We start from the raw sequence: 24,111 nt of genomic DNA, 5'->3' as shown, positions 1-24,111 counted from the left end.
ACTCCGGCCGGTCATTTACGACGATGTCGGCCGGCTTCTCGATGTCGGTGGCAAAACACGCCAGCATGGTCTGAAGCTGGGTAGCTGCCGGAGTTTTTGCGTCAACACGGATGGTCACGCGTCCATGAATATCGAAGTGTAGTGCCTTGGTCATCGAAGTGCCCATGGTCTCGCCTGTCTGGTGTTTTCGGTTTAATGCTGTTCAATTGTGGAAGACATCGGCCGTGAAAGTTCCCGACCGCTGCCGATGGGGGGCGGTGGCGACACCGGCCAGCCCCGGCGGAGTCCGGCGGGATCTCCACGACGCCGATCATTCATAGTCAATAAGATTGCCCGGGGCAGGACGCTGCGGGCGTATCGTCGCTCGGGACCCGAAAGCTTTTTGTGAACTACGATGTGGCTGACCTAAGCCTTCGAGATTCCATCCAACCAGGACCTTGCAAGCACGTAGCGGTTCGTTCCTCTGCTGGCCTCCCGCAGCAAGTACCTCAGGATCGTTGTGAAGGATCAGGACACGTTAGAGCTGGTCAGGAACTGCCTCAGAGCGGTCATCCGCAAACGCGACAATTGCGGACTCCCCCGCACCAACACCTGTGTGCGCGTCAAGGCACGGAAGCCAAGCCCCTCAACAAATCCTGATGGCATCGGCAAGTTATTCCCGTCGTTCCGCTCTATACGCACACATAACTACCCTGACGGTGCGGGGGTCCACGTTCGTCATTTCACCCAGCGGTGATGGCCGGAAGAACGGTCCGCGGATCCGTGGGTGTCCGGGGATGGCTTACGTTGGCATAGGCATAGTTCACTCGACGCAGAAGCTCTGGGCGGGCACCGGCAGTAGGAGCTTCGCACAGGAGGGATTCGTGTGCGATGGTGCGGAGCACCCGCCAGCCGTCTCGAAAAGTCTGCAAATTCGATGCCCCTGAAATGCGGTTCAGTTCCAGGCTGGGGACCTCGGCAATACGAAGACCTGCTTTCGCCGCCTTCACAATCAGCTCCGTCTCAATCTCGAGCCGTCGGATTCGAGCTGCAGAACTTCCAGGCACTCCCGTCGGAAGGCGATGTAACCGTAGCAAAGGTCGGAGTAGTTGCTGTGCAGGACCCGGCTGGCCAATCCAGTGAGAGCACGGTTCCTGCACGCCGTAACCAGGTCAGATCTTCCGAGCCCCCTCCATTCACGTGTCGGGAGCCCTTGACGGAGTCGTAGCCGTGCTGAAGGGGTGAAACAAACCAGCCGATCTCCTGAGGGTCCATGCTCCCATCCGCGTCCAGCATGATTATGACGTCGCCTGTCGCTACAGCAAATCCTGACCCCAGCGCAACACCCTTGCCCCTGCGCTGTTCACGCACCACTACGACATCCCGCCGTACTGCACGTGCCACGCTGACGGTACCGTCGGTGGAGCGGCCGTCAACAATCACCACCTCATCCACGTACAAGGGCATGCGGCGAAGGACACAAGGAATGTTTTGTGCCTCATTGAGGGTTGCAATGACGACACTTACAGAGGCTCTCTGCGGCGCTGCGGCTGGCACTGAAGTCGAAGTTGGTGACCTGATAGAGATAGACAAATGTCTCACCCCTTGCTTCGTTGCACGATTCGTATACCCGCAACGGGACACCACCCCCAACATTGGCACACCCGTCAGCACTCAACGGTGGTTGTCAAGTCACGTGGCCCAGCATTTCAGCGGCCTCGACACTGCCGTATCCTGTACACTACGGCTCGCTCAGGTAGTAAGCACTAGTTAGGTGTACTCAATCCAAGTAATAGGGATACCTAACGTACGGTGTGCTTGCATCACAAAAATATGCAGTGCCCGCCTCACACCACTGCACCCGCTGCGGAACTCGCAAGAAAGAGTATGTGCCACCTACAGTCGCGCAAATTCCCCCATCTTAGTGCTCCGTCCACCTCAAACGTCCTGCAGTTGATGGAAAGGAGTAGGTGCCGGGCACCGTCAGCAGGAGATCCCTCACCGACACCGGCGGCAAACCTGGCCTTCGCTACCAGCCTCACTCCTGCTCACTTTCAAGCACCAATAGGTCGAAGCCAAGCGGGTAAAGCCGTACGACTCGACGGAAGACTGATGACGGACCGGTGATAGTCGTCGGAAATACATGGCGCTGTGACGGGCCCCAGCGCCACTCCCGCACCCCGGTGCACTACTCAGCAGTCTAAGCCGGCTTACCGCAGAGCCTTCGCCGAAGCGCTTGCGTATCGTGCAGGTGACCTACACCCAAAGCTGACACGCTAATCACGACGTTCAAAGGAGAAGTCCAGCCCGCCCGCCCACAGCGGGGACAATCCTCATAGGTTATCCACCGCTACTGCTGCCAGGGAGCTATCCCAACGGCTTGCAATTGTTGGCCGTGGATAACCCGAATTGACCCCAGCCCTGGAAGGCTCAGAGTAATCGGTGCGAGCTTATGCGAGCCCAGGTCAGATTAACCGAATATCCGTTATCGGTGCTATGAAACGGCCATCGCCCGCTTGCTGGCGCGCGGGCCGCCGCTCTGCTGCTCCAGCCTGCCCGGGACTGCTCATTCGCTTTGCCGGTGGCCCCGCACCCTGATGACCTCGGCAACTCCGGCCAGGGCAAGCGGGAACGACACCACGGCGGCGAGGTGCCGCTTCGAGTCGTACGGGGAATCCATCGTCGCCCAGCCCACGAGAGCGACCGGCAGCCCGACGCAGATGGTGACCCAAGGCGGTTGTCCCGTGCTCCGGACCAGACGGCGGCAGCGAGGGATAGCGCGCAGCCGGCGAAGATGTAGCGGTTACCCATCCCGACTTCTTCGTGATCCGTCCAACGTGGCAGCCAGATGTGCCAGCCAGCGCGCCATACCCCGTAGCCGATCAGGGCCATCGAGGTGAGAACGAGCAGGATCCGGGCAATGGTTCCGACCTTCCGGCGGCTGACTTCAGCCATCGCGTGCTTCGCTTGTCCCATCCACACGCACGTTCCGGGCCATCCTTGGCCGGCTCTCGTGCAGTGCTTCGCGAACGATGGCCCCCACCATCACTCCAATGGCGTTGCCTGGAATCAGTACCGTAAACAGGGTGGACCATGGCTTGGCAAGCTGGGAAAAGATCACGCACTCCGCCACTACGACGAGCACGAAAAGGACTCCCACCAGATTCTCGCGGACCAGGGCCCGGACAAGAGCGCCCCCTGTGATTCCGGCAGCAAGCAGGACGGCGATCTCCACCCCATGTGACCCACCGGTCAGTGAGAAGGTCGTGAAGAATATGCCTGCTGCAAATGCCAGCGCCATCGCCCACAGGGCCCAGGTGCCCCGGACTGTACGGATAATCCCCGACCAGTTTGGCGCCTTCCTCACGCGGCTCACCTGGCAGCGAGTTCATTGCGGCGAGAGGTCCCGGCGATGGAAAGCTTCTTGCCGTATTCAATGGACCCGTACCGGAAGAGGTGGACGGCGAGGCGCAGGATCAGGAGCCCGACGATGAACAGTTCGGCAATGATTAACTCGAACCCAGCGACGGTGCCCAGGTTGTGCTGTGAAAGTGCCATCGTCCTAGACCTCTGCCATCTGCTGTTCGCCGTACACCTGGATGAAAATCTCCTCCAAAGAGACCCGTGCGGTTGTGAAAGACCGGACCGCGACGCCGCCCTCAACCAGCTCCCGCAGGCGCTGCTTCGGTGGCACCTGCCTGTGGAGCGAGCTCGGCCTGCCCGCCGGCGTCCGTTATGACTTGGCTCATCCAGGATGAGCAGCTCCGGATCGTTCATGATGGTCACGCCCAGCTGGACCTTCTGCTGCTGGCCGCCGGAAAACTTGTCCAGCCGCACCGTGGCCTTGTCCGCCAGGCCCACCCGCTCCAGGTAATCCACGGACCACGTGCGGGTCTCCGTCTTGGACAGGCCTTTGAGCCGGCCGAAGTAGACCATCACGTCCAGCACGGCTTCCTTCTTGTACAGACCCCGCTCCTCGGGCAGGTACCCGAGCCGGGCGCCGTCCCGCGGTTCGAAAACCTTCCCGCCGATATGCGGTGTGCCCGCGGTGGGCTGGTAGAGCCCAGCAGCGCCCGCAAACTGGTGGTCTTCCCGGACCCGTTCGATAACGGGGACCCCGAAGGTTTCCCCGGCCCGAACATCGAAGGACAAGCCCTTGATAACCGTGGTGTCCCCGAAATTCATCCGAAAGTCTTTGATGTGCACAAGCGGTTCCGCCGCATCCCCCAACGTCATCCTGCCAGCCTATATCTGTGATGCGAATGGTCATTCCCGGGAGGCATGCGTAGGGGTGCCGGCATGTAGTCGCCGCGGGCCGCATCTGCCGTCAACAGATACGCTGAAGGCCAATCGATTTGGGGGATGAATGCATGATCCGCGCATGAGAGCTTTTCTGCTCGGGTTGGAATGCTGCCCATCGGCTGGGTGCTCTTCGAGGTCCTTGGTGGGCGGTCCAATCAGGAGCAGTACCGCAGCGATGAGGACCTCTACAGGGCTGCTCTCACTCGTGGGCGTGCTGATCCTCGCTGTGGGCATAGTCTGCATCCTGACGAGCATTTACCAGTGGCCTAAGGAGGCGATCCGGACATGGTGAGCACCGCAGCTGCTTCCACCATCAATCACGTCGGGTCGCTCGTCCGACGGAACCTTTAGGGCGTCATCCGCGGAGCCTGCTCTTTACACGTATGAACAGGGTGGCCAACGCCATCGCGAAACAGGCCACCATCAGGAGAGCCAGGACCGCCAGGGCCGGGTTCGTCCACGGAGGAACGAGGTCGTACTCGGCGTTGCACTTGGTGGTCAGCGGGAACAGCTGAAGCTGCTCGTCCTTGTGAAGCCTGCGGTACTCATGGTCGTACGGTTGGCCAGCGCGCAATGCGCAAGCCTCCGCGACGTCGAGCCCACCGGCGGCAGCACCCTGGAAGAAGACCAAGAACAGCAGGAACGCGGACAGCATGCTCAGCGCCAGCCATCCGGACGGCTTCATGCGCAGCAATTTCTCCCCCATCCACTGGAGCCTACCTGCGCGTTTCCCATCTACCGAAACGTGCACCGGGCGCGCAGGTGCCGCTCAGGCGCTGGCAGTAGCGTGGTGAGCGGTCGCTAGCATGACGGAATATCCATCATTGGCTTACGAAAATGGCCGGGGGAGTGCCTGCAAAAGGGGGTGTTTCGCGTCATACGTTCGTGGCAATTCTGCCCAAAATTCCGTTGTCCGAACTGGCTTGGCCAGGGTCGGCGGCCGCCGGGATGCCGATGATCATTTTTACGACACGCTTCGACCCTGGGCACAGGGATGGTTTTAGCTCTTGTGGACTTAATCCAGTGGGTTGGGTTATTCTTCAGGCGTCTGAACTGCACCGGGGGGTGGTACGCATGGCTAGGTCTCGTTCTCCTTGGCGTACCCTGCGGCCCGTTTTCCTTGCTGGAGCGGCTACGCTCTCGTGGTTTACGCTTTCTTCTACCGCGGCCTCCGCCGATGTGCTCCCGGAGACTTCTTCCGTTCTGGGTGGAGTATCCAGCTCCGTGTCCTCGGTTTCTGAGAAGCTGCTGACTACTGCTCCGGCAGTTCCTTCAACGCCTCCAGCCGGTCAGCCCGCAGGATTGCTCCAGCCTGTAGTCGGTTCAGCCGCTGGGCTGGCGGACGGCGTCATCGCTTCAGTGCCGGTAGTGCAGCACCATGTTCCCGCCGGCACTATCACTGTCATCGCAGCGCCGATAGCAGAGATTGCAGACGGAGCGGCTTCGGCTGTTGTGGAAGTGGTTGTTCCGCCCGTTACCGAAACCGTTCCGGCGCTTGATCCTGTTCTGGAGCCGGTATCGGATTTGGTGACAGGGGCAACGCCCCTGACCGTTACGGTTCCTGCCGTCTTTGAAGCAGCCTTTGACGAGGAGTCTGTTTCTGTGCTCGTTCCGGGCTTTGGGGACGAGAAAGGAGCTGAGACCGTTCAGTTTCCATCTGAGCGTGGAGACCTGGTTTCAGCGGATCCGAACCAGTCCTCAAAAAGCCCGTCCTTGGGTTCAAGGCCGGTCCCTGCACTCAGTAGCGCCAGCGGCGCGGCTGGCGCATCGGGGGCTTCTGTCCCTGTGACACCTGGCTCAGCTTCTCTCGTCGACGATGAGCGGCTTGAAGCATCTGATCCTTCTTCCGGCCTGGCCCGCGTCCCCGCAGCTCCTGGCTCCGGTGCTGGCAGCGGTGCGTCGTCGGCCGGGTTTTCTGCTTCGGTCGCTTGGCTGAGCTCCTTTAACTTCTACCTTTCTTATTCCGGGCCTGTACGGGCCGGGGAGTATTCACAGCATGCTCCTTCACCGGTGTCTTTTGACCCGGGTTCTTCTCCTGACTAATTGAGGTCCTTCTGCCTTTTCTTGGCAGCACTGGGTCATTAGGGCGACCACATGCGCGCCCTACCTCAAACTTTCAGGAGACATCAATCATGAGTTCCAATTTTCGCAGGGGGCTGCTTGGCACCCTCTTTGCCGGGGGCCTCCTCGCCCTCGGCTGTACAGCCGCTAACGCCGCGGACACTTCAAACGAAACCAAGACCCTCGTCGGTGCAGTCGCTAACGTGACTATCGGCAAGACCGCCGGCGCCGCCACCGGCTCCCTGGCCGACGCCGCAGCGGACGTCGAAGTCCTCACCCACACAGGCACCGGAAACGGCACCGGTTCCCTCGCTGATGCGGCAGTGAACCTTGATATCCTCCCCCACACCCACGGCACCAATGGCGCCGGGTCCCTGCTGGATACGGACGCCGAGGTGCTTGTCGGTACCACCGGAAACGGCACCGGTTCCCTCGCTGATGCCGCAGTGAACCTTGATATCCTCCCCCACACTCACGGCACCAATGGCGCCGGGTCCCTGGTGGATACGGACGCCGAGGTGCTTGTCGGTACCACCGGAAACGGCACTACCTCTCTCGTGGATGTAGTTGTTGATGTGAACCTTGGTGGCGCTGGCACGGACGGCACCAATGCCGGACTCGACACGGTTGTGGACGCAGTTGTTGACCTGAACCTCGGTGGCACCGATGGTGGGGTGGAAGCTGGCGTAGATCTCGGTGTGGATTTGGGTACGGGTGGTACCGGCGGTGTTGATGCGGGTATTGACCTGGATGTCGACCTTGGTATCGGGGCCGGTAATGGAGACACCGGCGTTGAGACTCCGGGTAATGGAACCCCCGGTACTGATGGCCCGGACAATGGCACCGGTGGCAGCGGCACCGTCGATTCCGATACGGGCAACCCCGGCACCGGTGGTGGGAACGGCACCGACAGTGGCAACGCCAACGTCAGCATCGGAACCGGTGACGCGGCCGCGGGCCTCGGAACTACTGTTACGGCTGCTACCAGCAACTTCTCGGTGGCCCCTGCCGGGTCAACCTCTGTTGGCGGGGCGATTGCCCAGGATTCGACTCACCGCAGCGCTGCCACCCACCGCGGTGGTGCCCTGGCCAACACGGGCCTAAACGCATCATTGGTTCCCTTCGCCCTGTTCCTGCTGGGCGCCGGGCTTCTAATGCTCCGCAAGCGCAGGGTCTCCTGACGCCCACCTCTTACTCCCGCCCTGCCTCCGAAGGTAGCGACACCACGGTAGGGCCGAATTCTTGAGCTGAACTTCTTCATATTGTGAGCCCGGCGGCGGGAAACCTAATCTTGCCGCCGGGCACTCCCATGCCCTTCAAGGACCTTAATGCCCCTGACACCCGAGCATCCCCTGTCGTCCCGCTTCGAAATCGTGGACGGCTACTGGATCCCTAAAGACATGGTTGAAAGCAAAACTGCTTCAACAGTGCGCTGCACCAACAACGTCATCATTGTCCGGCCTCCCAAACCCCCGGAAAGGGCATAGCCACCGGTACGCGCTGGTAAGTGCGTGTGAGGTCTCTGGTCTTATCCGAGCTGAGGGAGGGGCAAGCGCCGTAGCGCGTGCCCCTCCCTCGTGTTTCTCACCTACCGCGCCGCTTCACCGTCCGACAGCGCTTCTTTGAGCTTTTCCTGATCAACAATTGTAGTTTTTTTATTAGGTTTTTAGCATCCATTTGCGTTTGAAATGAAACAGTTATAGCTGGAAATTCGAGAACGCTCATGGGAATTCAATGCGTTATTCTTTGCGATACAAAGCTACATATTGGACGTTTAGCCGATGATTACCGTTATCATTCCGGCCCATAACGAGGCTGTCGGCATAGGCGACACACTGCGATCACTTGCAGGTCAGACACTGGCTCCTGAACGTGTCATTGTGGTTGCCGATAACTGCACCGACGCTACTGAAGCGATTTCCTTAGCAGCCGGAGCTGAAGTAATCCGAACGGTGGACAACACCGATAAAAAGGCTGGTGCCCTGAACCTCGTACTGGCCAATTTGTTGCTCCAGGGCGCTCCGGAGGACATGATCCTGGTGCAGGACGCTGACTCTCAGCTCTCCCCCGATTTCATCGAACGTTCCGTGAGCCATCTGGAAGCCGATCCCGAGTTGGGGGCAGTCGGCGGAGTGTTCAGCGGAGCGGAGGGTGGCGGGTTTGTGGGCCACTTGCAGCGCAACGAGTACGCCCGGTACGCCAGGGACGTAAGGCGGCTGCACGGCAAGTGCCTGGTGGTCACCGGGACGGCGGCTCTGTTCCGAGTGGGGACGCTGCGCCATGTTGAAGCGGCGAGGCTGGATGGGACTTTGCCGCCAGGTAATGGCCGTGGAGGCGTGTATGACACATCCGTTCTTACTGAGGACAACGAGCTGTCCTTTGCCCTGCTGACGCTCAACTACAGGATCATGTCACCGGCGGACTGCACGCTGGTCACGGAGGTCATGCCTACCTGGCGGCAGTTGTGGGCGCAGCGCCTGCGCTGGAAGCGGGGAGCAGTCGAGAACTGCATGCAGTATGGATGGACGCAGGTTACCCGGCCTTACTGGGGCCGTCAGGCGCTGTCCGTGGTCGGTGTCCTGGTGACGTTCGCCTATGTCGGCACGGTGGCGTTTGCACTGGGCACGGGGGCAGGGCTGCACATTCAGCCGTTCTGGCTGGCCGTGACCGGTGTCTTCGTGATCGAACGAGTGGTAACAGTAAGGCTCCGGGGATGGAAGTATATGCTCGCGGCCGCCACCATGTACGAAATGGTGATCGACCTGTTCCTGCAGGTAGTCCACGCGAAGGCCTACGCAGATGCAATGTTCAACAAAAAGAAAGCCTGGTAGAGACATATGTACAACAACCCAGCAGTTCCAGCCGCAGCAGGAGCCGGTTCGGGAACGCTCGCCATGACCGGCGCCGGCGACATGTTTTGGTTCGCCCTTGCAGCGTTCGCGCTCCTGGCCCTGGGCCTGGCCATCAAAAGAATCGTCCCCGTGCGCAGCGCCAAGTCATGACAAACCAGCTTCCCTTGGGCTGAGACAACCAGGGGGAGCTCCCGAGCGCAGGGCACCTTCCCCCCAAGGTCCCTGCGCTCCGGAGTTCAGCTGACACCCGACAGCGGCATCTACTGCAATTGCCCTGACGGGCAACGGTTGGGCGTACTACGGGGCGGGGACGAACGCGAAGTCCCTGATTACGACGCTTTCCGGTTCCACCTTGTCAGGGTTCCCTCCTCCTCCGATAACCCACAGGTTGAAGTGGACGCGCTCTTTCGCTGGCGTTGGAACGGTCTCCCCTTCAAGGACCGTGCGCTTCAACAGGATGCCGCTAAAGCCTTCACCGGCAAAGGTTTCGAACGTGATTTTGCCCGGCTCCCAGACCATCCGATGGGTCGTGACAGGGTCTGACCTCACGTCGAAGACGGTGGTGTTGTTGCCTTCTCCCGGGGCTTTGGTGGCGTCAAACCAGTAGCCGTGGCCCTGAGTTACCGGCCAGGACTCGCCATAGCCGGCCCCGCCGCCCCAAGCCGAGGCTTCGCACAAGTCAATCTCGGTATATCCAGGTTCGGTCAGGGGATCGTAGGTAAATAGGCCGCCCCACACCACTTCCTTTTGCAACGTGCTCAGGTTCTTTTCCACCGTGGTGCTGTACGTCCCGTACCCGAAGCCCTGCCGGGTGGACTGGAACTCCGCACCCGCCGGCGCTACACCGGTGGGGTTAGTCAGGCTGACAGTGATGTAGCCGTTGGTATCAGGGCCACTGACGTTAGCCGAAGCGAAAACCCCGTTGTACTGCGGAGACCCACCCCAAAACCGCTTCACCCAGTTGAACCCCTTCCAACTGAAATCACCCGGCGGACCAGAAACCGGGGCCACTGGGCCGTTATGTCCTGCCTCGCCCGCAGGCGGGAAAACAAAAAAATCACGAAAATCCAAACATTCCTCCTAAGATGTCAGCCAATGGCACCTCAAAATAACTGCAAGTTCTGCTCAAGCTAATTGCAAAATTCCCTTTTTTTCTCAAGCAAACATCAAGCTCTGCTCAAGGATCCTCTTTTGGGCGAATTAACACCCATCCATGCCTAACACACGGGCGAATACCGAATGAATTGTTGAATCAGGTGTGTATTGCGCCCTGCAGTGAAAGATCAAGAGGAAACCAAATTGTCAAAGCGCGGACGTGCTGTGATTGTCGACGACGATAACGACGCAAGGGAAACTTTGATGACGGTGTTGCGGCAGGCAGGATTCGAGGTTCACGGGGCGTTTTCGGGGTCCGAAGGAGTCGAAGCAGTCCGTGAGCACAACCCGGAAATTGTCATCATGGAGGTCGACCTCCCGGATTTCGACGGTATCGAAGCCTCCCGTCGAATCCGGACCTTCAGCGACGCCTACGTCATCATGGTCACAGGCCTCACGGACGAGGCCGACACGCTCATGGGCTTTGAAGCCGGAGCCGACGACGTCCTCGCCAAGCCGTTTCGACCCCGGGAACTCCGCGCCCGCATCGCCGCCATGTTCCGGCGCCCCCGAACCATGACCTCCGCCGCGGACTTGAAGAACACCTGTAAAGACGCTAATACTGGCCGGTCACCAGCCGGGCCGGCGTCACCAACAGACCCTGCAGGGCCCGCATCACCAGGCCGGGGAACAGCGCAGGAAAGCTTCGGGCCCCGAACCCCCCGCACTGGCAATCCTGACCGGTGGGACTTTGAATACAAGGGGCTGACCCTGCACGAAGCGTCCAGATCAGCTGCCATCAACGGCGTTCCTGTCGAGCTCACCCGAACCCAATTCGACCTGCTGCTGATCCTCGTTAAAAACGGCAGGGCAGTCCAAAGCAAGACAGATTTGGCCCAACAGCTGCGTAAAGAGTCTTACGACACCGGTTCCTACGTCAGTACCCAAGAACAGCGGACCCTCGAAGTCCATCTGGGATACCTGCGCAAAAAACTGGGCGACAACTCACGCGCACCCCGTTGGGTCGAAACCGTCCGGGGTGTCGGTTACCGGATGGCTTTGTAACTGATCACCTGGACCGCCCGCCCACCTAGCCGCTACGCGGGCAACTCCGGGGACCTATGTCCTGAACCGCAGCGGCGAAGACTACGAATCCCTCAAGGCTTCCCAAGATTCACATGAGGATAAGTTGAAATCCGTATACAAATTTGCTGCCATCGGCGGTATCCTGGCGCTTTTTTTAGCAGCCTGTGCCACTGTCCAAGCACCACCAATCCCGGTTAAGCCCGTTCCAACAGGCACTTCAGCATCTGCACTGGTTGACACCGAGGGCACCACAGAACTGGCGGATATCACGCCGGCCAGCGTCCCGGCCACTGCGTCCCACATCCGCGACTTTGGCTCCGACCGCGACTCTCAACTTGCTGTTATCACCCACGGCCTGGGCCTCATCCGCGTCTTCACCCTCGATTACGCGATTCACCAAACCCGGTCAGGGGCTCTGACCGATGACACCTACATGTCCCTCATGCCCAGTTTCGAAAAGAACATTAAGCCGAAGGTATCCGAGCCTGTTTGGAAGGACTTCGTCCAGCGGTGGGAAGTCCGCAAAAGCGGCCCCTTGTACCTTGCAAACCTTGACTCCGAGAGCGGAGAGTACTGGGTGACGAAGGAGGGCGGCACTGAACTGAAATGCCTGATCTCAGACAAACCCTGGGCAACAACCTTTTCGGACCCACGACTCACCGCCGAACCCTACGCTCCGGCAAGCGGCGGCGAACCGACAGCCTACAACGTGACAAAATTCCAGATCACTGCCCGCTACCTCATCCCTTGTGCTGACGGGAAAGTTCTAACAACAGGCGACAGATGGGAACTCACCTACCAGCCGGACGGGACCCTGTATGACTGGAAACGCGCCTCGACAGGCATAACAACTACCCTCTCCCAGCAGTAGCTCACCCGGCGACCCTCTGCCACCCCGCCGCCACCGATAGGGGGTCTTTTCCCGTGGCTTGTGCGTGTCCGTGCTTATCGGCGGTCACGTCACCACAGTCACAACGTTCGAGCACCCGACCGAATCGCAGACCTTGTAGGCCGTCGTCCGTCCGCCTTTAACGCTGTTGACGAAACTTCCCGTGTTGGCAACGATCTTGGGCGAACCATTGATCCACACCGTTACGTTCGTCCCGGTTGCCCCGCTCCACTTCAAAGTGGTGGAGCTGACTGACTTTTTCTTGGTGGTTGAGGCGCTCAGCGAGATCGCCGGAACCGGCTCCGCCGGAGCTGGTGCAGCAGCGGGAACAAAGGAGAAATCGCGGATCACCACGCTTTCCGGCTTCACGCGAGCGGGATCGCCCCCGCCTCCGCCCGTTACCCAGAGGTTGAAGTGAATCTGTTCTTTGGCCGGAACCGGAACGGTTGCGCCTTCGAGGACCGTACGTTTCAGGAGTGTCCCGGTGAGACCTTCACCGGCAAAAGTCTCAAAAGTGATACGTTGTGGCTCCCAGACCATCCGGTGCGTAGTGATGGGGCTGGACGTCACATCGAAGACCGTGGTGTTGTTTCCCTCCCCTGGGGCTTTGCTGGCGGCAAACCAGTACCCGTGCCCCTGACTGACGGGCCAGGACTCACCGTAAGCCGCGCCCCCGCCCCAGGCCGAGGCCTCGCACAGGTCGATCTCGTTATAGCCGGGTTCGGCAAGGGGATCGTAAGTAAAGAGACAACCCCACACCACTTCTTTCTGAAGGGCTGAGAGGTCCTTTTCCACGGTGGTGCTGTAGGTTCCGTACCCAAATCCTTGTCGCGTGGACTGAAACTCCGCCCCCACGGGCGCATCACCAGTTGGGTTGGTGAGGTTCATGGTGATATGGCCGTTGGCGTCCGGATTGCCGACGTTGGCGGCCGCGAAAAGCTTGTTGTATTGCGGTGCACCGCCCCAGAAGCGCTTCTCCCAGTTAAAGCCCTTCCACGAAAAGTCGCCGGCAGAGCCGGGGTTCGCATCAAGCGGCGTCGCGTCCGCGGCCTGGACAGGCGCCACGTTTGCGAGTGTGACCAGCGCAATGGCCGCGAGCACGGCCAAAGGTCTGCACTGGCGTGAAGGATGAAAAACAGCCATGCCAAAACGAGCCATGCAACGCCCCCTCAAGTCGCTCCCAGCGAGCACTACGCGCCCCCATTGAGCACACCTTGATCATGAGCCAACACAACAGAGAAAAGCCACAACCTTGGGAGTTCCTGCGCAAATCCTTAAGAAAGTGCCTCTGAAGGTGGGAAGTATCTCAACCACCGATTGGCAAGTACAGAAATGGGCAGCCGACAGCTGCATTCAAACCTGCGCCCGGCTTCCCCTCTTAAGGTCTAGGACGCACGAAAACGGTTGTAAGAAAATTCCTTGAATTGACCCATCCATGTTTCTGCATCGGCCGAATAGTCATTGAGACACGAGCCAAGAGCACATGAACATCGGTCCCGGCTAGGGGCCGCCACGATTCAAGGAGAACGTCGAATGCAAACAATCAAGCGCACAACCCTTACCGTCGCAGGCGTTGCAGCCGCGGCGCTGCTGAGCCTGACCGCTTGCGGCGGTTCGGCTACCACTTCAGGTTCATCGGCCCCCGCCGCTGCGCCTTCTGCTTCCAGCGCGGCGCCGTCAGCGTCCGCCAGCGCCTCGGCTTCCACTATGGATCCGGCCGCCAATCTTGTTGGTCCCGGTTGTGCCGCTTACGCCGAGCAGGTCCCCACCGGTGCCGGCTCCGTCGAAGGCATGGCCCTGGATCCGGTTGCTGTCGCCGCCTCGAACAACCCGATCCTTACCACCCTCACCGCCGCTGTTTCCGGCAAGCTCAACCCGAAAGTTGACTTGGTGGACACCCTCAATGGCGGCGAATTCACGGTCTTCGCCCCGGTGGATGACGCCTTTAAGAAGATCGACGCCGCAACCATTGAAACCCTGAAGACCGACGATGCGCTGCTGAGCAAAATCCTGACCTACCACGTCGTTCCGGGCCAGATCACCCCTGACAAGATCGCCGGCACCCATGCCACCGTCCAGGGCGGCTCCGTGACCGTAACCGGCAGCGGCGACGCACTCAAAGTTGACGACGCCAGCGTCATCTGCGGCGGCGTGCAGACCAAGAACGCCACCGTTTACCTCATCGACTCGGTACTGATGCCCAAGTAAGACACCTCGCAAGTCCAGGGATGTTGCCCTTAAAGGCATAGAACTCGTCTAGGAGTGGACTACTGCCTGCAAGATGCACTGGCAGGGCCTGGGCCCGGTATCGCACCGGGCCCAGGCCCTTTCAGCGCGCGGGCGACACTCCTTAGCGGGTTGGCTTACGGCGATTGCGAGAAAGCGGCTTCATCGTCATGTCCGGCTCCTTTGGGGCCGCCGGCATTTGGCCTGCTCGAGAATGCTTGAGAATGGGATGCAAAAAGCGCACGAGTTGGGGGTTATGGACGTATGCCACGTGTGACAGGTAAAACGCGCGGCCGCAGTGCAGGCAAGGGCCTGACGGAAACGGGCCGTATGTTCAGGCTGGCCGGGGCAGTGGCTCTGGTATCCGGGGCAATCGGTGCCGCCGGTATCACCAGCGGACTGTCTGCCCGGGAACAAGGACAGCACCCGCAGCAGGTGCAGGATCAGGGACTTGTGATCACCGCCCCCGTGTGCGAGTCTGCAGACAAAGCATCATTGGTGCCGGGCAGCGGGGCGTTGTTTGGCGTGAACCTCGACCCTCAGGCCAAAACCCTGACTGACTTGGCCCGGGACCTCGGTCGTAAACCTGCGGTTAGTGTGGCCTTCAGTCGCTTCCCCTACTCCGCGACGGAAAAGACCGCTCTGGACCAGGCCGCGGAGCAGACCCGGGCTAATGGGTGGATCATGATGCTGACCCTGGAACCTGCCAGCGGCCTCAACACCATCACCCCCGAATCAGCGGCCGCGCTGGCGGCCGACCTGAGCGCTTACAACGCTAACGGCGTCCCGGTGATCGTGCGCTTTGGTCAGGAAATGAATGGCTCCTGGCACCCATGGGCCCAACAGCCCGCCCGCTATATTGAAGCTTTCCGCACCATAGCCGACGCAGTTCATGCCAAGGTGCCCGGATCGGCGATGATGTGGGCACCAAACTATGGCGGCGGTTACCCGTTTTCCCGAGGCCAGTACGAGGCCCAGACCGGCAGCCAGGACTTTGCCGCGTTGGACACAGACGCGGACGGTGCCTTGACCGTCAATGATGACCCTTACGCACCGTACTACCCCGGTGATGACGCCGTGGACTGGGTAGGTATCTCCCTGTTCCATTGGGGCACCGCCTACCCCTGGGGTGTCAACGACCTGCCGGAAGCCAACAAGTTCGCTGACCAACTCACCGGTTCTTATGTCGGGGCCAACGCCGATGACAGGCCTCTCCCGGACTTCTACCGGGTTTACGCCCAGGATCACGGCAAACCCTTGGCAATCACCGAGTCCGCCGCCGTTTTCGCTCCCGAACTCGGCGGACAAGACGAACTCGCCATCAAGCAAGCATGGTGGACTCAACTCTTCGACCCGACCACAGCAAACCGGTTCCCACAACTGAAAATGATCAACTGGTTCGAGTGGGACAAGGAAGAAACCGAGGTCAATGCCCGAGTGGACTGGACCGTAACGAAGACCCCGGAAATCCGCGGTGCCTTCACTGCCGCCCTGCCGGACTGGCTGCACTTCGGCCCCGGACCCAGCTGTGCACCCGCACCGTAATGCATGTGTTGCAGCCACACTTAAACTCACCAGCTTCGGGCTACGACAGGTATAAACACCCTGGGAGGATCGGAAAAGGAGCCAGCGATCCTCCAAGGAGCACCTGAGATCCACCGTACGCCATTCTGTATGACCGGGCACGTGACGCTCTTGCACGTCGATGGTAAAGGCGTTGAACTCGTTTCCGCTGGTCAGATCTCATTCATCCCCTTCCGCATATTGGCTCCGAGACTTTGGTTACAGATTTTCAATTGCATTTGACCGCTTTAGTCATACCAAGCTAGCGTCCTCACTGGGGGCCTTTATCGTTGGAATCATGTTGGTCTTGTAGCTTTCTAGTGCGCCCGGTTTCCCCGCCGCCCGAGTCCTGATGGACGGGCTGGCTGACGACCACATAACCGAGAGGCGCTACCTGTTGGAACATGCGAACGGCCGCAGGCAAATTGGTGCCCGGCCGGGCACGTTGCGTGGTATTCGCGTCGTCGCCGCCACGCTGGCTCTGGTGGTCGTGATGAGCGGATGGGGAGCGGCTGCCCCTCCACGGTCGGCCGAAGCAAGTCTGAGCACCACTTTGAAAGAGCCATCTTCTCCACCCCAGTCCACCACGGCGGAGGATGCACCCGGTGGCTCGACGCTGGTTTCAGCGCCTACGCCCGCTCTTGAGCAGCCATCCACGCAGGCAGACGCCACCCAGGTGCCGACTTCGGACGGACCGGAGCCTTTCCCGACTGATCCAACCACCGCGTCGGAGTCCGAGTCGCACGCTGAGCCGGCGGCAAACCCAGACCCCAACCTGAGCGGCGCTGAATCTGTTCCCGGGCCCAGCAGGGCCCCACCAATGACGGCCGCCGCAACCAGCCGCTTCGAAACTTTTGCCGAGGTAAGCATTGCTGCCGCCGGGGTGGCGGAAGCCCCACGCCAGGTATGGACTGAGGCCTTCGAACAGGGCCTGACGAACACTGCCAGCGGACTATCCGCGTACTCGGGGGGCCGGTACACGGCGTCGACGGGTTGGAGAAACGGAACCAGCTGCACCGGGGTTCTTGTGAACTATGCCGCGCCGTACCCGAATCCGGCGTTCTGTCCCACACAGCAGGTCGGGGGTGTCGGGCAGTCGTCACTGGCGGCACGTGAAGTCCGCCGCATGGCCGACGTGCTCGGGCAGGTATCGGCGGGCGTGACCGGCTCTACCTCCGCTACATCACCGGCGAACGGCTCCACCTCGGGAACCCAGACCAACCATGCGCTGGTCTCGTTGCCGTACGCCACGGTTGCGGGAGGCACGACAGTACTGCAGTCCACGGGTGGGGCCGGGGTGAGCGCCCCGGATTCGCGGTACTACATGCTGGGGATGAACGCGGTCGGCGCACAGTGCGGTACCAACAACGCATCGCTTTCGCTGAACCTGGTCTCGGGCGCTGCCACCCTTTTGACCGGGTTTTCGTCTCCTGTTGTGCCATGTGCGAGGACGGGCAACGTCTTCTACACGTCCCCGGCCCTTCCCACTCTTGGCACGGTTTCGGGCGTCGTTGATCCCGCATGGTCGGCTTCCGTCCGTGCCGGGACTTTCAACGGGTCGAACGCGGCGCTCCTCACGCCCGCGCAGATCTCCGCCGCCCAGGTGCAGGTCGTGAACACGATGACCGGTACAGGCAGCGGGTTCGGTGTCGATAACATCCGGGTCCTCGATGTCACTCCGGCCCTGGATGTGGCCTTTGATCCTGCGGCTGCGACGGCTACGGTCCCAACGACCTTGACCTATACGGTCACCAACACCACGGACCTGCTTGCGAAAACCGACTGGGGATTTTCGGCCGTGCTGCCACGGGGGCTTGTTGTAGCACCGAACCCTTCGGTCGCTGGCACGTGCACGAACGCTGCCGGGACCGCCTTCGGCGTTACCGCCGCCGCCGGATCGGACAACATCTCTGCCGTCGGTGGAGACCTCGCCGCAGGGACTAACTCCTGCACGATCACGGTCGCTGTAGTGGCCGAGAGTGCCGGAACGTACACCAGCGGGACCGTGACCTCCTCGGGACTGATCACTTCACCGCCCGCCACCGTCGCAGTGGCGCCCGCGACGACGATCACGGTGCGCAAGAATTTGCCGGCGCGCACTGCACCGGGCGACCAGTTCACCCTGTCGCTGCGCACGGGAACAACGGTGATCGCCTCCGCCACCACCACGGGCACCGCCACCGGCATCCAGGCCGTACAGATCAGCCGCTCGGTCGTTCAGCCCGGTTCGACCTACACGATCCATGAGGCACCCACCTCCGGTGCAGGCCTTGGCTACTCCAACGGCTACGAGTGCACCCGGGCTGGCACGGTCATCGCGTCGGGGTCAGGAGCATCTGGCGCGATCACGATTCCCGATGAGGCAGGGATCGATGTCCTGTGCACCTTCACGAACACCACGCAGCCGGCACGCCTTTTCTGCGACGCCAACCACTTCTACTCGGTCACGGCCACCGGCGCTTTGGAGCAGGGTGACATTGTCTCGGGAAGTCTTGCCCCAGTCGGTGCATGGGCGGGTGTGACGGCCGCCAACGCCCTCGGTGTCGGCCAGGACGGAAACATCGCCTACGCGCTTGACCGGTCAGCCGATGCCAGTGACGTGGCTTCAATCCTTAAGTGGACCGCGGGGGGCGGGTTCCAAAAGCTGGCGAACACCTCATACGCGACTGTGGCGGGCGGGAGCCAGGTCGTGGGCAGCATCGTCGCCGGCGCTGTTGACCCGTCAAACGGTCGCTACCTTTTTGGGATTTTTGCAAACTCGCAGTTTTACATCTGGAACTTCACCGAAATGAACCCGGCCGCCAGCCGCTTCGCTTTCGTGGGTTCGTTCCCCACCGGCTCGGCGCCGAACGGCAACGGTGACATGGCTTTTGACGCCCGCGGCAACCTGTACGTGGTCGGCGCGGCCACGGTCAACTCCACGTCCAGCGCAACGATCTACACGGTGACGGCCGAGACGCTCGCCGCGGCCTCCGGCGGCACGCTGGCGGTAAGCGCGTCGAGCGTCTCGGCGGTGACCGGCACCGAGGCGGCCTTCGCCAACATCAATGGCATCGCGTTCTCGCCACGCGGCACCGTCTACCTCTCCAACGCCGGCAGCGCCTACGAGTTCGACGCCACAACATGGCGCCGCGTGCCTGGCACGCCGCGCGTTGCAGTCAACTCCGTCGACCTGGCCGGCTGCTCGTCGCCGCCGACAATTACCGTGCAGAAGAACGTGGTCGGCCGCCAATCCGCGAACGACCAGTTCACGCTCACGGCATCGGCCGGGTCACCGCTGACAGCGTTTGCCACGGCAACGACGACCGGCACGGCCACCGGGCGTCAGGCCGCGCAGATCGGGCCCTTCCCCACCTCGAGCGGCAACACGATAACGATCTCCGAAGCCGTGGCCCCCGGCTCCTCCTCCCCCATCAGTGCGTACACGACGATCTACGAGTGCTGGTCCGACGGGGTGCGTCTGAGCGCAGGGACCACCACGACCGGGACCGTCACGATGCCGAACAGGCTCAGCGCGAACGTGAACTGCACCTACTTCAACTCACCTTCTCCGGTCTCGAGTGTGCGGATCACCAAGACCATACGGGAGTTCTCGGGCCTCACCCGCCCTGGCGTGGACTGGAGCGTGGGCACGACGGCGACGGCGACCACCGGCACCGTAACCGCACTTCCGGCCGGCGCGTCGAGGCAGCAGACGGACGCTGCAGGCCAGGCCAGCTGGACGGTGCTGTTCGGTTCCACTGCGTCGCGGGCAACCATCGTCGTCTCAGAGGTCCAGCAGGAGGGCTTCGCGTTCGTCAGCGGATCGTGCACGGTCAACGGCTCCGCCCGGCCCGTCACCTTTACCCAGGCCGGGTCGACAATCAGTGCCAGCCTCACGGCCATAGCCCCCGGGTCGGCGATCGAATGCTCCATCATGAACCGGCCCACCGCATCCCTAACCCTCGTGAAGGAGGTGGCCCTCGGCTCCGCGCTGCATACAGACTGGACCCTGAGCGCAAGCGGCCCTCCCGGAGCGCTGACCGGGCCCTCCGGGCGTTCGGGCACGGCAGCCGCCTCGGGGGTTCCCGTCACGCCCGGTGTGGCCTACCGCTTGGCTGAAGCCGGCGGCCCCGGCACCTATGTCCAGACCGGTACCTGGCGATGCGTCACCGGAACGGGTGCCACTGTCGACGTCACTGCCGCCGGGGATCTCGTCCCGCCCGCCACCACCGCGGTCACCTGCACTGTCACAAACTCGACGGCGTCCATCACGTTGCTCAACCAAGTGCAAAACCCGCAGGCAGGCTTCCAGGCCCCGGACTGGAGGGTCACTGCGACCCCGGCAGTACTACCCGGAGGGACCCTGCCAACCGAGAGCCGGGCCGGCGCCGAGTATGCCAGCGGTGGCAACCCGGCCAACACTTTCGACGTGCGGCCCGGCCACAGCTACACGCTGTCACAGGCGGCCACCGACCCGGCACGGCCGCTCGCGTACCAGGAACTTCGGCTCGAACAGCTGATCGGGTCGACGTGGACCCCGGTGCCCTCACGAACCATTTCCGCTCCCGCGCCAGGGCAGACGGCGGTCTACCGCTTCGTCAACGCCCCCGTGGAGCCGACACGATTGCCGCTCACAGGCGGCACGAGCGCAGACGCGTTCTACCTCGGAGGAGGATTGCTGCTCATCCTGGCATCCACCCTCCTGGCGTGGCAGACGCGTCAAAGAAGGCGGGGCGCCTTCCGGTGACATTCCTGCCCTTCACCCGCTCCCACTGGTCTCAGCCCTACAACCATCACTTCGCTTATAGGAGAGAACTCATGTCCATTCCCATCCTCGGGCGGCTCTCAGCTGCTGTCGGCGTGCTGGCGCTGACTGCCGCGGCTGCCCTCGTCACCGTCGCACCAGCGACAGCCGTCACCGATCCCGGCAACATCGACCCCGCGATCGCCCGTACACTGACCATCCACAAGTTTGCGCTTGGCCCCGATAACGGTCAGCAAATCGGTACCGGCCAGGAAGTCACCGTCCCGGGCACCCCGCTCTCGGGCGCTACCTTTACCGCCGCCCGCGTCCAAGGTGTCGACCTCACCACCCCGGAAGGTTGGACCGCGGTCTCCACGCTTACCCCGGCCACAGCAGCCACACGCGTCACGGTCGAGGACACCTACACGGCGACCACCGGCACTGACGGCGTGGCACTTTTCAACGGCGGTAACAGCCTGCCGATCGGTCTGTACCTGGTGACCGAGACCGAGCTGCCGGCCGAGGCTACCAACCCCTCCGCACCGTTCCTTGTCACGTTGCCGTTCCCGACAGGCCCTGGCGGGGCACCGGCGAACCAGTGGATCTACGACGTGCATGCCTACCCCAAGAACGCTGTCACCGACCTGACGAAGACGCGCGTTCCGGCGCCCGCCAACTCAGTAGAGGCCCGCAACCCCGACCTGATTCGTTGGGCGATTAACTCCGACGTGCCGACACTGGCCGCCGGCGACACCCTCGATACGTTCACGCTCACCGACACGCTGCCCGCGGAGCTCGAATACCTCGCGACCGGCCCGACCGGCGTCGCACCGACAAGCGTTCGGGTCGCAAACGCGGCCGGCGTCACCCAGAACTTCGTCGACGGCACCGACTACACCCTCGCCTTTGACGCAGCCGCAGGTAACGTCACCGCCACCTTCACCCCTGCCGGGCTCACCCGGCTCGCGGGCCTGCCCGGCGGAGATGTGACACTGACCGTGCTGAGCCGGGCGGTGACAATTCCCGCCAGCGGCGTCATCACGAACACGGCAACGAGCGTCGTGAACGGTGCCACCGAAACGGTCACCGGCAGCACCCCGATCGGCCAGCTCACTGTCTTCGCCTTCCAAAGCGAAAACGGGGTACGAACACCGCTCGCCGGCGCCGTGTACCAGGTGTTCCTCAACCAGAACGACGCCAACCTGGGCCAGAACGCGGTCTTCATCGACGGTATCCAGAACTGGACAACCGGGGCGAACGGCACTGTCGCGATCCCGATCATCACGCCGGGCAACTACTACGTGCGTGAGATCACCGCGCCGGCCGGCTTCCAGCAGCCGACGCCGAACCAGGTACAGACCCAGGTCGTCGCCGGGCCCAGCTCAACCACGGCCCCGGTGCAGAACTATGTCGAGTTCGAGCACGACCAGGTTCCGGCCTTCGCGCTGCCCCTCACCGGTGGTGACGGCGCCCTCTGGTTCACCGTCGGCGGTATCGGACTCATCGCAATCGCCCTCGGCACCGGCCTGGTCGCCGCGCGTCGTCGTCGTAACACCCTGGCACCGGCAAACGCGTAACGTAGCACTGTGAAAGCGAAGGCGGGGCGTCAAAACAGCGCCCCGCCTTCGCTTTTTCCCGGCGAAACAGCACAAACCACCACCACCGCTCCGCCCTCAGCCCCGGCCGGGCGCGGACGGAGCATACACCTTCGCTGGAAGCTGCCCGCACTGCCACTGCTGGCCGCGCTGGCGGTCATCGCCGGATCCGCCCTCCTCCTGTATCCGGCCGCTGCCGCCTGGTTCAGCGCAGTGGAGCAGTCACGCGAGATCGACAAACTCACCCAAGGAATCAATGACCTCGGCGCCGAGACTTTACGCGAAAGACTCGTCGAGGCACGCGAATACAACCAGGGCGTCAGCGGTGGAGCGGCCGTCGCAGCGAACGAACGACTTCCCCTGATGAACGAGCCCGGACCTGATGACGAGCAACAGTACCTATCCATGCTCCGGGGCGATTCCGAAGGCCTCATGGCCCGCATCAAAATCCCCTCAATCAAGGTCGACCTGCCGATCTATCACGGCACGAGCGATGCTGTCCTTCAACGCGGCATCGGTCACCTTGAGGGCACGGCGCTCCCGGTGGGCGGGCAGTCAACCCACTCCGTCGTCACGGGACACAGAGGCCTTGCGACCTCCGAGCTCTTCAGCAAGCTCGACAAGGTCATGGTTGAGGACACCTTCACCATTGAAGTTTTCGGGGAGACACTCACCTACCGCGTCACCGAAACCCTTGTCGTCGAGCCGGACGACACCGAAAGCCTCCTCATCCAACCCGGTAAAGATCTGATGACCCTCGTTACCTGTACTCCTTTGGGCATCAACAGCCACCGGATCCTGATCACCGGGGAGCGTGTGATCCCCACGCCACAGACCGATATCGATGCAGCGGGCCAAGCCCCTGACGTGCCCGGCTTTCCCTGGTGGATGCTCATCGCTGGCGGAGTGATTCTGGGCGCCGGCACCTATGTATGGGTCTCAGGACGACCGCCACGCGCCGCGCGGCCGCATCACGCGCAACAGTGTGAGGCGCAATCTGTCAACGGTTAGAGCCGAGTGGATCTCACGCGTAGGGGCACCTGTCCGACCGCGCCCGCCATCGGACGGCTTCAGGTGCAGGCAACTGCCAGGGCCGCTTCAGCGCCGGCCAAGCGAGCGAGTGCGCAGACAGCAATCTCCTGTACCGTCGCCGGTCCCGGGGCTCAAGGCATTCCTGCTGGCCTTGGGCACGGAAGTTGCCCCTGCCAAAGCGCTTGAGGAGCTTAACGATCCCGAACAGCGCCAGGCCCAGCAACAGGAACTGGATCAGCACTGTGACGAAGCTGCCGTATCTAATCTCGGCGTCGTTCACTGTGAAGCTCAACTGAGTGAAATCCGGCGCCCCGAAGATCGCAGCGACGAACTGCAGCAAAATGTCATTGGCGAGGCTGTCCACGAGTGCAGCGAAAGCCGTACCGATAATGAACCCCAGGGCGAATCAAACATGTTGCCGCCCATGGCAAAGGCTTTGAATTCTTTGCACATACTCGACATGGCATGAGGCTAAACCCGTTGGCGGCAAAATCTGCCGCCACCTAAAAAATCCATTAGCGATTAATTCAGAATTCGATGTCGATTATGAAGTCTGCACTGGGCCTGCCAGTATGTTGTGCGGCGGCTGTTTGCACGACCGCGATGATCACGTCCACACTTCGAGCCACAGCCTTGAGCCCAGGCAGTTCAACAACTCCGAGGACCGTATGCCGGTTCGGCAGCCGTGATGATGTAGGCCGTGAG

The 24,111-nt window shown here is 61.7% G+C and carries 18 protein-coding genes; 11 read left to right on the top strand and 7 right to left on the bottom strand.

Features of this window, described 5'->3' with window-relative positions:
- Nucleotides 1-1,002: 1,002 nt before the first annotated feature.
- The 4 genes from FDW84_RS15665 to FDW84_RS15645 all read right to left on the bottom strand — a co-directional run bounded on the left by FDW84_RS15665 (nucleotide 1,003) and on the right by FDW84_RS15645 (nucleotide 4,987).
- The gene (locus FDW84_RS15665) at nucleotides 1,003-1,446 is read right to left on the bottom strand and encodes a glycosyltransferase (RefSeq protein WP_371419180.1); all 444 of its coding nucleotides are present in this window, start codon (nucleotides 1,444-1,446) and stop codon (nucleotides 1,003-1,005) included.
- Between the two features lie 1,480 nt (nucleotides 1,447-2,926).
- Nucleotides 2,927-3,346, bottom strand: a complete 420-nt coding sequence (locus FDW84_RS15655) for a hypothetical protein (protein ID WP_138610425.1) — start codon at nucleotides 3,344-3,346, stop codon at nucleotides 2,927-2,929.
- 5 nt (nucleotides 3,347-3,351) lie between these two features.
- Nucleotides 3,352-4,215: an ATP-binding cassette domain-containing protein gene (locus FDW84_RS15650; RefSeq protein WP_240721550.1), complete on the bottom strand. Its 864-nt coding sequence runs from the start codon at nucleotides 4,213-4,215 to the stop codon at nucleotides 3,352-3,354.
- 421 nt (nucleotides 4,216-4,636) lie between these two features.
- The gene (locus FDW84_RS15645) at nucleotides 4,637-4,987 is read right to left on the bottom strand and encodes a PAS domain-containing protein (protein ID WP_138610424.1); all 351 of its coding nucleotides are present in this window, start codon (nucleotides 4,985-4,987) and stop codon (nucleotides 4,637-4,639) included.
- A gap of 1,426 nt (nucleotides 4,988-6,413) precedes the next feature.
- Here FDW84_RS15645 and FDW84_RS15640 point away from each other — a divergent pair.
- From FDW84_RS15640 to FDW84_RS19375, 4 genes are all read left to right on the top strand, one after another.
- Nucleotides 6,414-7,523: a hypothetical protein gene (locus FDW84_RS15640; RefSeq protein ID WP_138610423.1), complete on the top strand. Its 1,110-nt coding sequence runs from the start codon at nucleotides 6,414-6,416 to the stop codon at nucleotides 7,521-7,523.
- 147 nt (nucleotides 7,524-7,670) lie between these two features.
- Complete coding sequence (locus tag FDW84_RS19380) at nucleotides 7,671-7,829, top strand: hypothetical protein (RefSeq protein WP_171046807.1); 159 nt, start codon at nucleotides 7,671-7,673, stop codon at nucleotides 7,827-7,829.
- 294 nt (nucleotides 7,830-8,123) lie between these two features.
- Nucleotides 8,124-9,173, top strand: a complete 1,050-nt coding sequence (locus tag FDW84_RS15635; protein ID WP_138610422.1) for a glycosyltransferase family 2 protein — start codon at nucleotides 8,124-8,126, stop codon at nucleotides 9,171-9,173.
- 6 nt (nucleotides 9,174-9,179) lie between these two features.
- On the top strand, nucleotides 9,180-9,344 hold the full coding sequence (locus FDW84_RS19375) for a hypothetical protein (protein ID WP_171046806.1): 165 nt from the start codon (nucleotides 9,180-9,182) through the stop codon (nucleotides 9,342-9,344).
- A gap of 147 nt (nucleotides 9,345-9,491) precedes the next feature.
- On the opposite strand, the gene FDW84_RS15630 is transcribed toward FDW84_RS19375, so the two are convergent.
- Nucleotides 9,492-10,151, bottom strand: a complete 660-nt coding sequence (locus tag FDW84_RS15630) for a LamG domain-containing protein (protein WP_240721549.1) — start codon at nucleotides 10,149-10,151, stop codon at nucleotides 9,492-9,494.
- A 318-nt stretch (nucleotides 10,152-10,469) separates the two neighbouring features.
- Here FDW84_RS15630 and FDW84_RS15625 point away from each other — a divergent pair, with 318 nt between their 5' ends.
- Together FDW84_RS15625 and FDW84_RS15620 are read left to right on the top strand one after the other, a co-directional pair.
- Nucleotides 10,470-11,354, top strand: coding sequence for a response regulator transcription factor (locus tag FDW84_RS15625; protein ID WP_371419179.1), 885 nt, complete (start codon nucleotides 10,470-10,472; stop codon nucleotides 11,352-11,354).
- Nucleotides 11,355-11,478: 124 nt separating this feature from the next.
- A complete protein-coding gene (locus FDW84_RS15620; RefSeq protein WP_138610420.1) occupies nucleotides 11,479-12,246 on the top strand; it encodes a hypothetical protein in 768 nt (255 codons plus the stop codon).
- A gap of 84 nt (nucleotides 12,247-12,330) precedes the next feature.
- On the opposite strand, the gene FDW84_RS15615 is transcribed toward FDW84_RS15620, so the two are convergent.
- Nucleotides 12,331-13,422, bottom strand: coding sequence for a LamG domain-containing protein (locus FDW84_RS15615; RefSeq protein ID WP_240721547.1), 1,092 nt, complete (start codon nucleotides 13,420-13,422; stop codon nucleotides 12,331-12,333).
- 375 nt (nucleotides 13,423-13,797) lie between these two features.
- On the opposite strand from FDW84_RS15615, the gene FDW84_RS15610 reads away from it, so the two are divergent.
- The 5 genes from FDW84_RS15610 (at nucleotide 13,798) to FDW84_RS15590 (ending at nucleotide 23,385) form a co-directional block, all read left to right on the top strand.
- Nucleotides 13,798-14,472 (top strand): fasciclin domain-containing protein, encoded by a 675-nt coding sequence (locus FDW84_RS15610; protein ID WP_138610419.1) that lies wholly within the window; start codon nucleotides 13,798-13,800, stop codon nucleotides 14,470-14,472.
- 291 nt (nucleotides 14,473-14,763) lie between these two features.
- Complete coding sequence (locus tag FDW84_RS15605) at nucleotides 14,764-16,035, top strand: glycoside hydrolase family 26 protein (protein ID WP_371419178.1); 1,272 nt, start codon at nucleotides 14,764-14,766, stop codon at nucleotides 16,033-16,035.
- Between the two features lie 838 nt (nucleotides 16,036-16,873).
- Complete coding sequence (locus FDW84_RS15600) at nucleotides 16,874-20,782, top strand: DUF7933 domain-containing protein (RefSeq protein ID WP_138610418.1); 3,909 nt, start codon at nucleotides 16,874-16,876, stop codon at nucleotides 20,780-20,782.
- Nucleotides 20,783-20,853: 71 nt separating this feature from the next.
- Nucleotides 20,854-22,356, top strand: a complete 1,503-nt coding sequence (locus FDW84_RS15595; protein ID WP_138610417.1) for a SpaH/EbpB family LPXTG-anchored major pilin — start codon at nucleotides 20,854-20,856, stop codon at nucleotides 22,354-22,356.
- A gap of 9 nt (nucleotides 22,357-22,365) precedes the next feature.
- Nucleotides 22,366-23,385, top strand: coding sequence for a class C sortase (locus tag FDW84_RS15590; protein WP_240721545.1), 1,020 nt, complete (start codon nucleotides 22,366-22,368; stop codon nucleotides 23,383-23,385).
- Nucleotides 23,386-23,398: 13 nt separating this feature from the next.
- Here FDW84_RS15590 and FDW84_RS20070 read toward each other — a convergent pair whose 3' ends face one another.
- Nucleotides 23,399-23,770 carry an MscL family protein gene (locus tag FDW84_RS20070; protein WP_171046805.1) on the bottom strand — a complete coding sequence of 124 codons (372 nt, stop codon included), beginning with the start codon at nucleotides 23,768-23,770 and terminating at the stop codon, nucleotides 23,399-23,401.
- Between the last annotated feature and the right edge of the window lie 341 nt (nucleotides 23,771-24,111).

It is taken from the genome of Pseudarthrobacter sp. NamE5 (assembly GCF_005796225.1).
Taxonomy (GTDB): Bacteria; Actinomycetota; Actinomycetes; order Actinomycetales; family Micrococcaceae; genus Arthrobacter.
Note: the sequence above shows the minus strand (reverse complement) of the source record. Positions and strands in the feature narration are given on the sequence as shown.

What these genes read in the sequence shown, in the direction of transcription:
- FDW84_RS19375 (WP_171046806.1), top strand. Translation starts at nt 9,180, where the DNA reads ATGTACAACAACCCAGCAGTTCCAGCCGCAGCAGGAGCCGGTTCGGGA.
- FDW84_RS15595 (WP_138610417.1), top strand. Translation starts at nt 20,854, where the DNA reads ATGTCCATTCCCATCCTCGGGCGGCTCTCAGCTGCTGTCGGCGTGCTG.
- FDW84_RS15650 (WP_240721550.1), bottom strand. Translation starts at nt 4,215, where the DNA reads ATGACGTTGGGGGATGCGGCGGAACCGCTTGTGCACATCAAAGACTTT.
- FDW84_RS15640 (WP_138610423.1), top strand. Translation starts at nt 6,414, where the DNA reads ATGAGTTCCAATTTTCGCAGGGGGCTGCTTGGCACCCTCTTTGCCGGG.
- FDW84_RS15615 (WP_240721547.1), bottom strand. Translation starts at nt 13,422, where the DNA reads ATGGCTCGTTTTGGCATGGCTGTTTTTCATCCTTCACGCCAGTGCAGA.
- FDW84_RS19380 (WP_171046807.1), top strand. Translation starts at nt 7,671, where the DNA reads ATGCCCCTGACACCCGAGCATCCCCTGTCGTCCCGCTTCGAAATCGTG.
- FDW84_RS15600 (WP_138610418.1), top strand. Translation starts at nt 16,874, where the DNA reads ATGACGGCCGCCGCAACCAGCCGCTTCGAAACTTTTGCCGAGGTAAGC.
- FDW84_RS15645 (WP_138610424.1), bottom strand. Translation starts at nt 4,987, where the DNA reads ATGGGGGAGAAATTGCTGCGCATGAAGCCGTCCGGATGGCTGGCGCTG.
- FDW84_RS15610 (WP_138610419.1), top strand. Translation starts at nt 13,798, where the DNA reads ATGCAAACAATCAAGCGCACAACCCTTACCGTCGCAGGCGTTGCAGCC.
- FDW84_RS15665 (WP_371419180.1), bottom strand. Translation starts at nt 1,446, where the DNA reads ATGCCCTTGTACGTGGATGAGGTGGTGATTGTTGACGGCCGCTCCACC.
- FDW84_RS15635 (WP_138610422.1), top strand. Translation starts at nt 8,124, where the DNA reads ATGATTACCGTTATCATTCCGGCCCATAACGAGGCTGTCGGCATAGGC.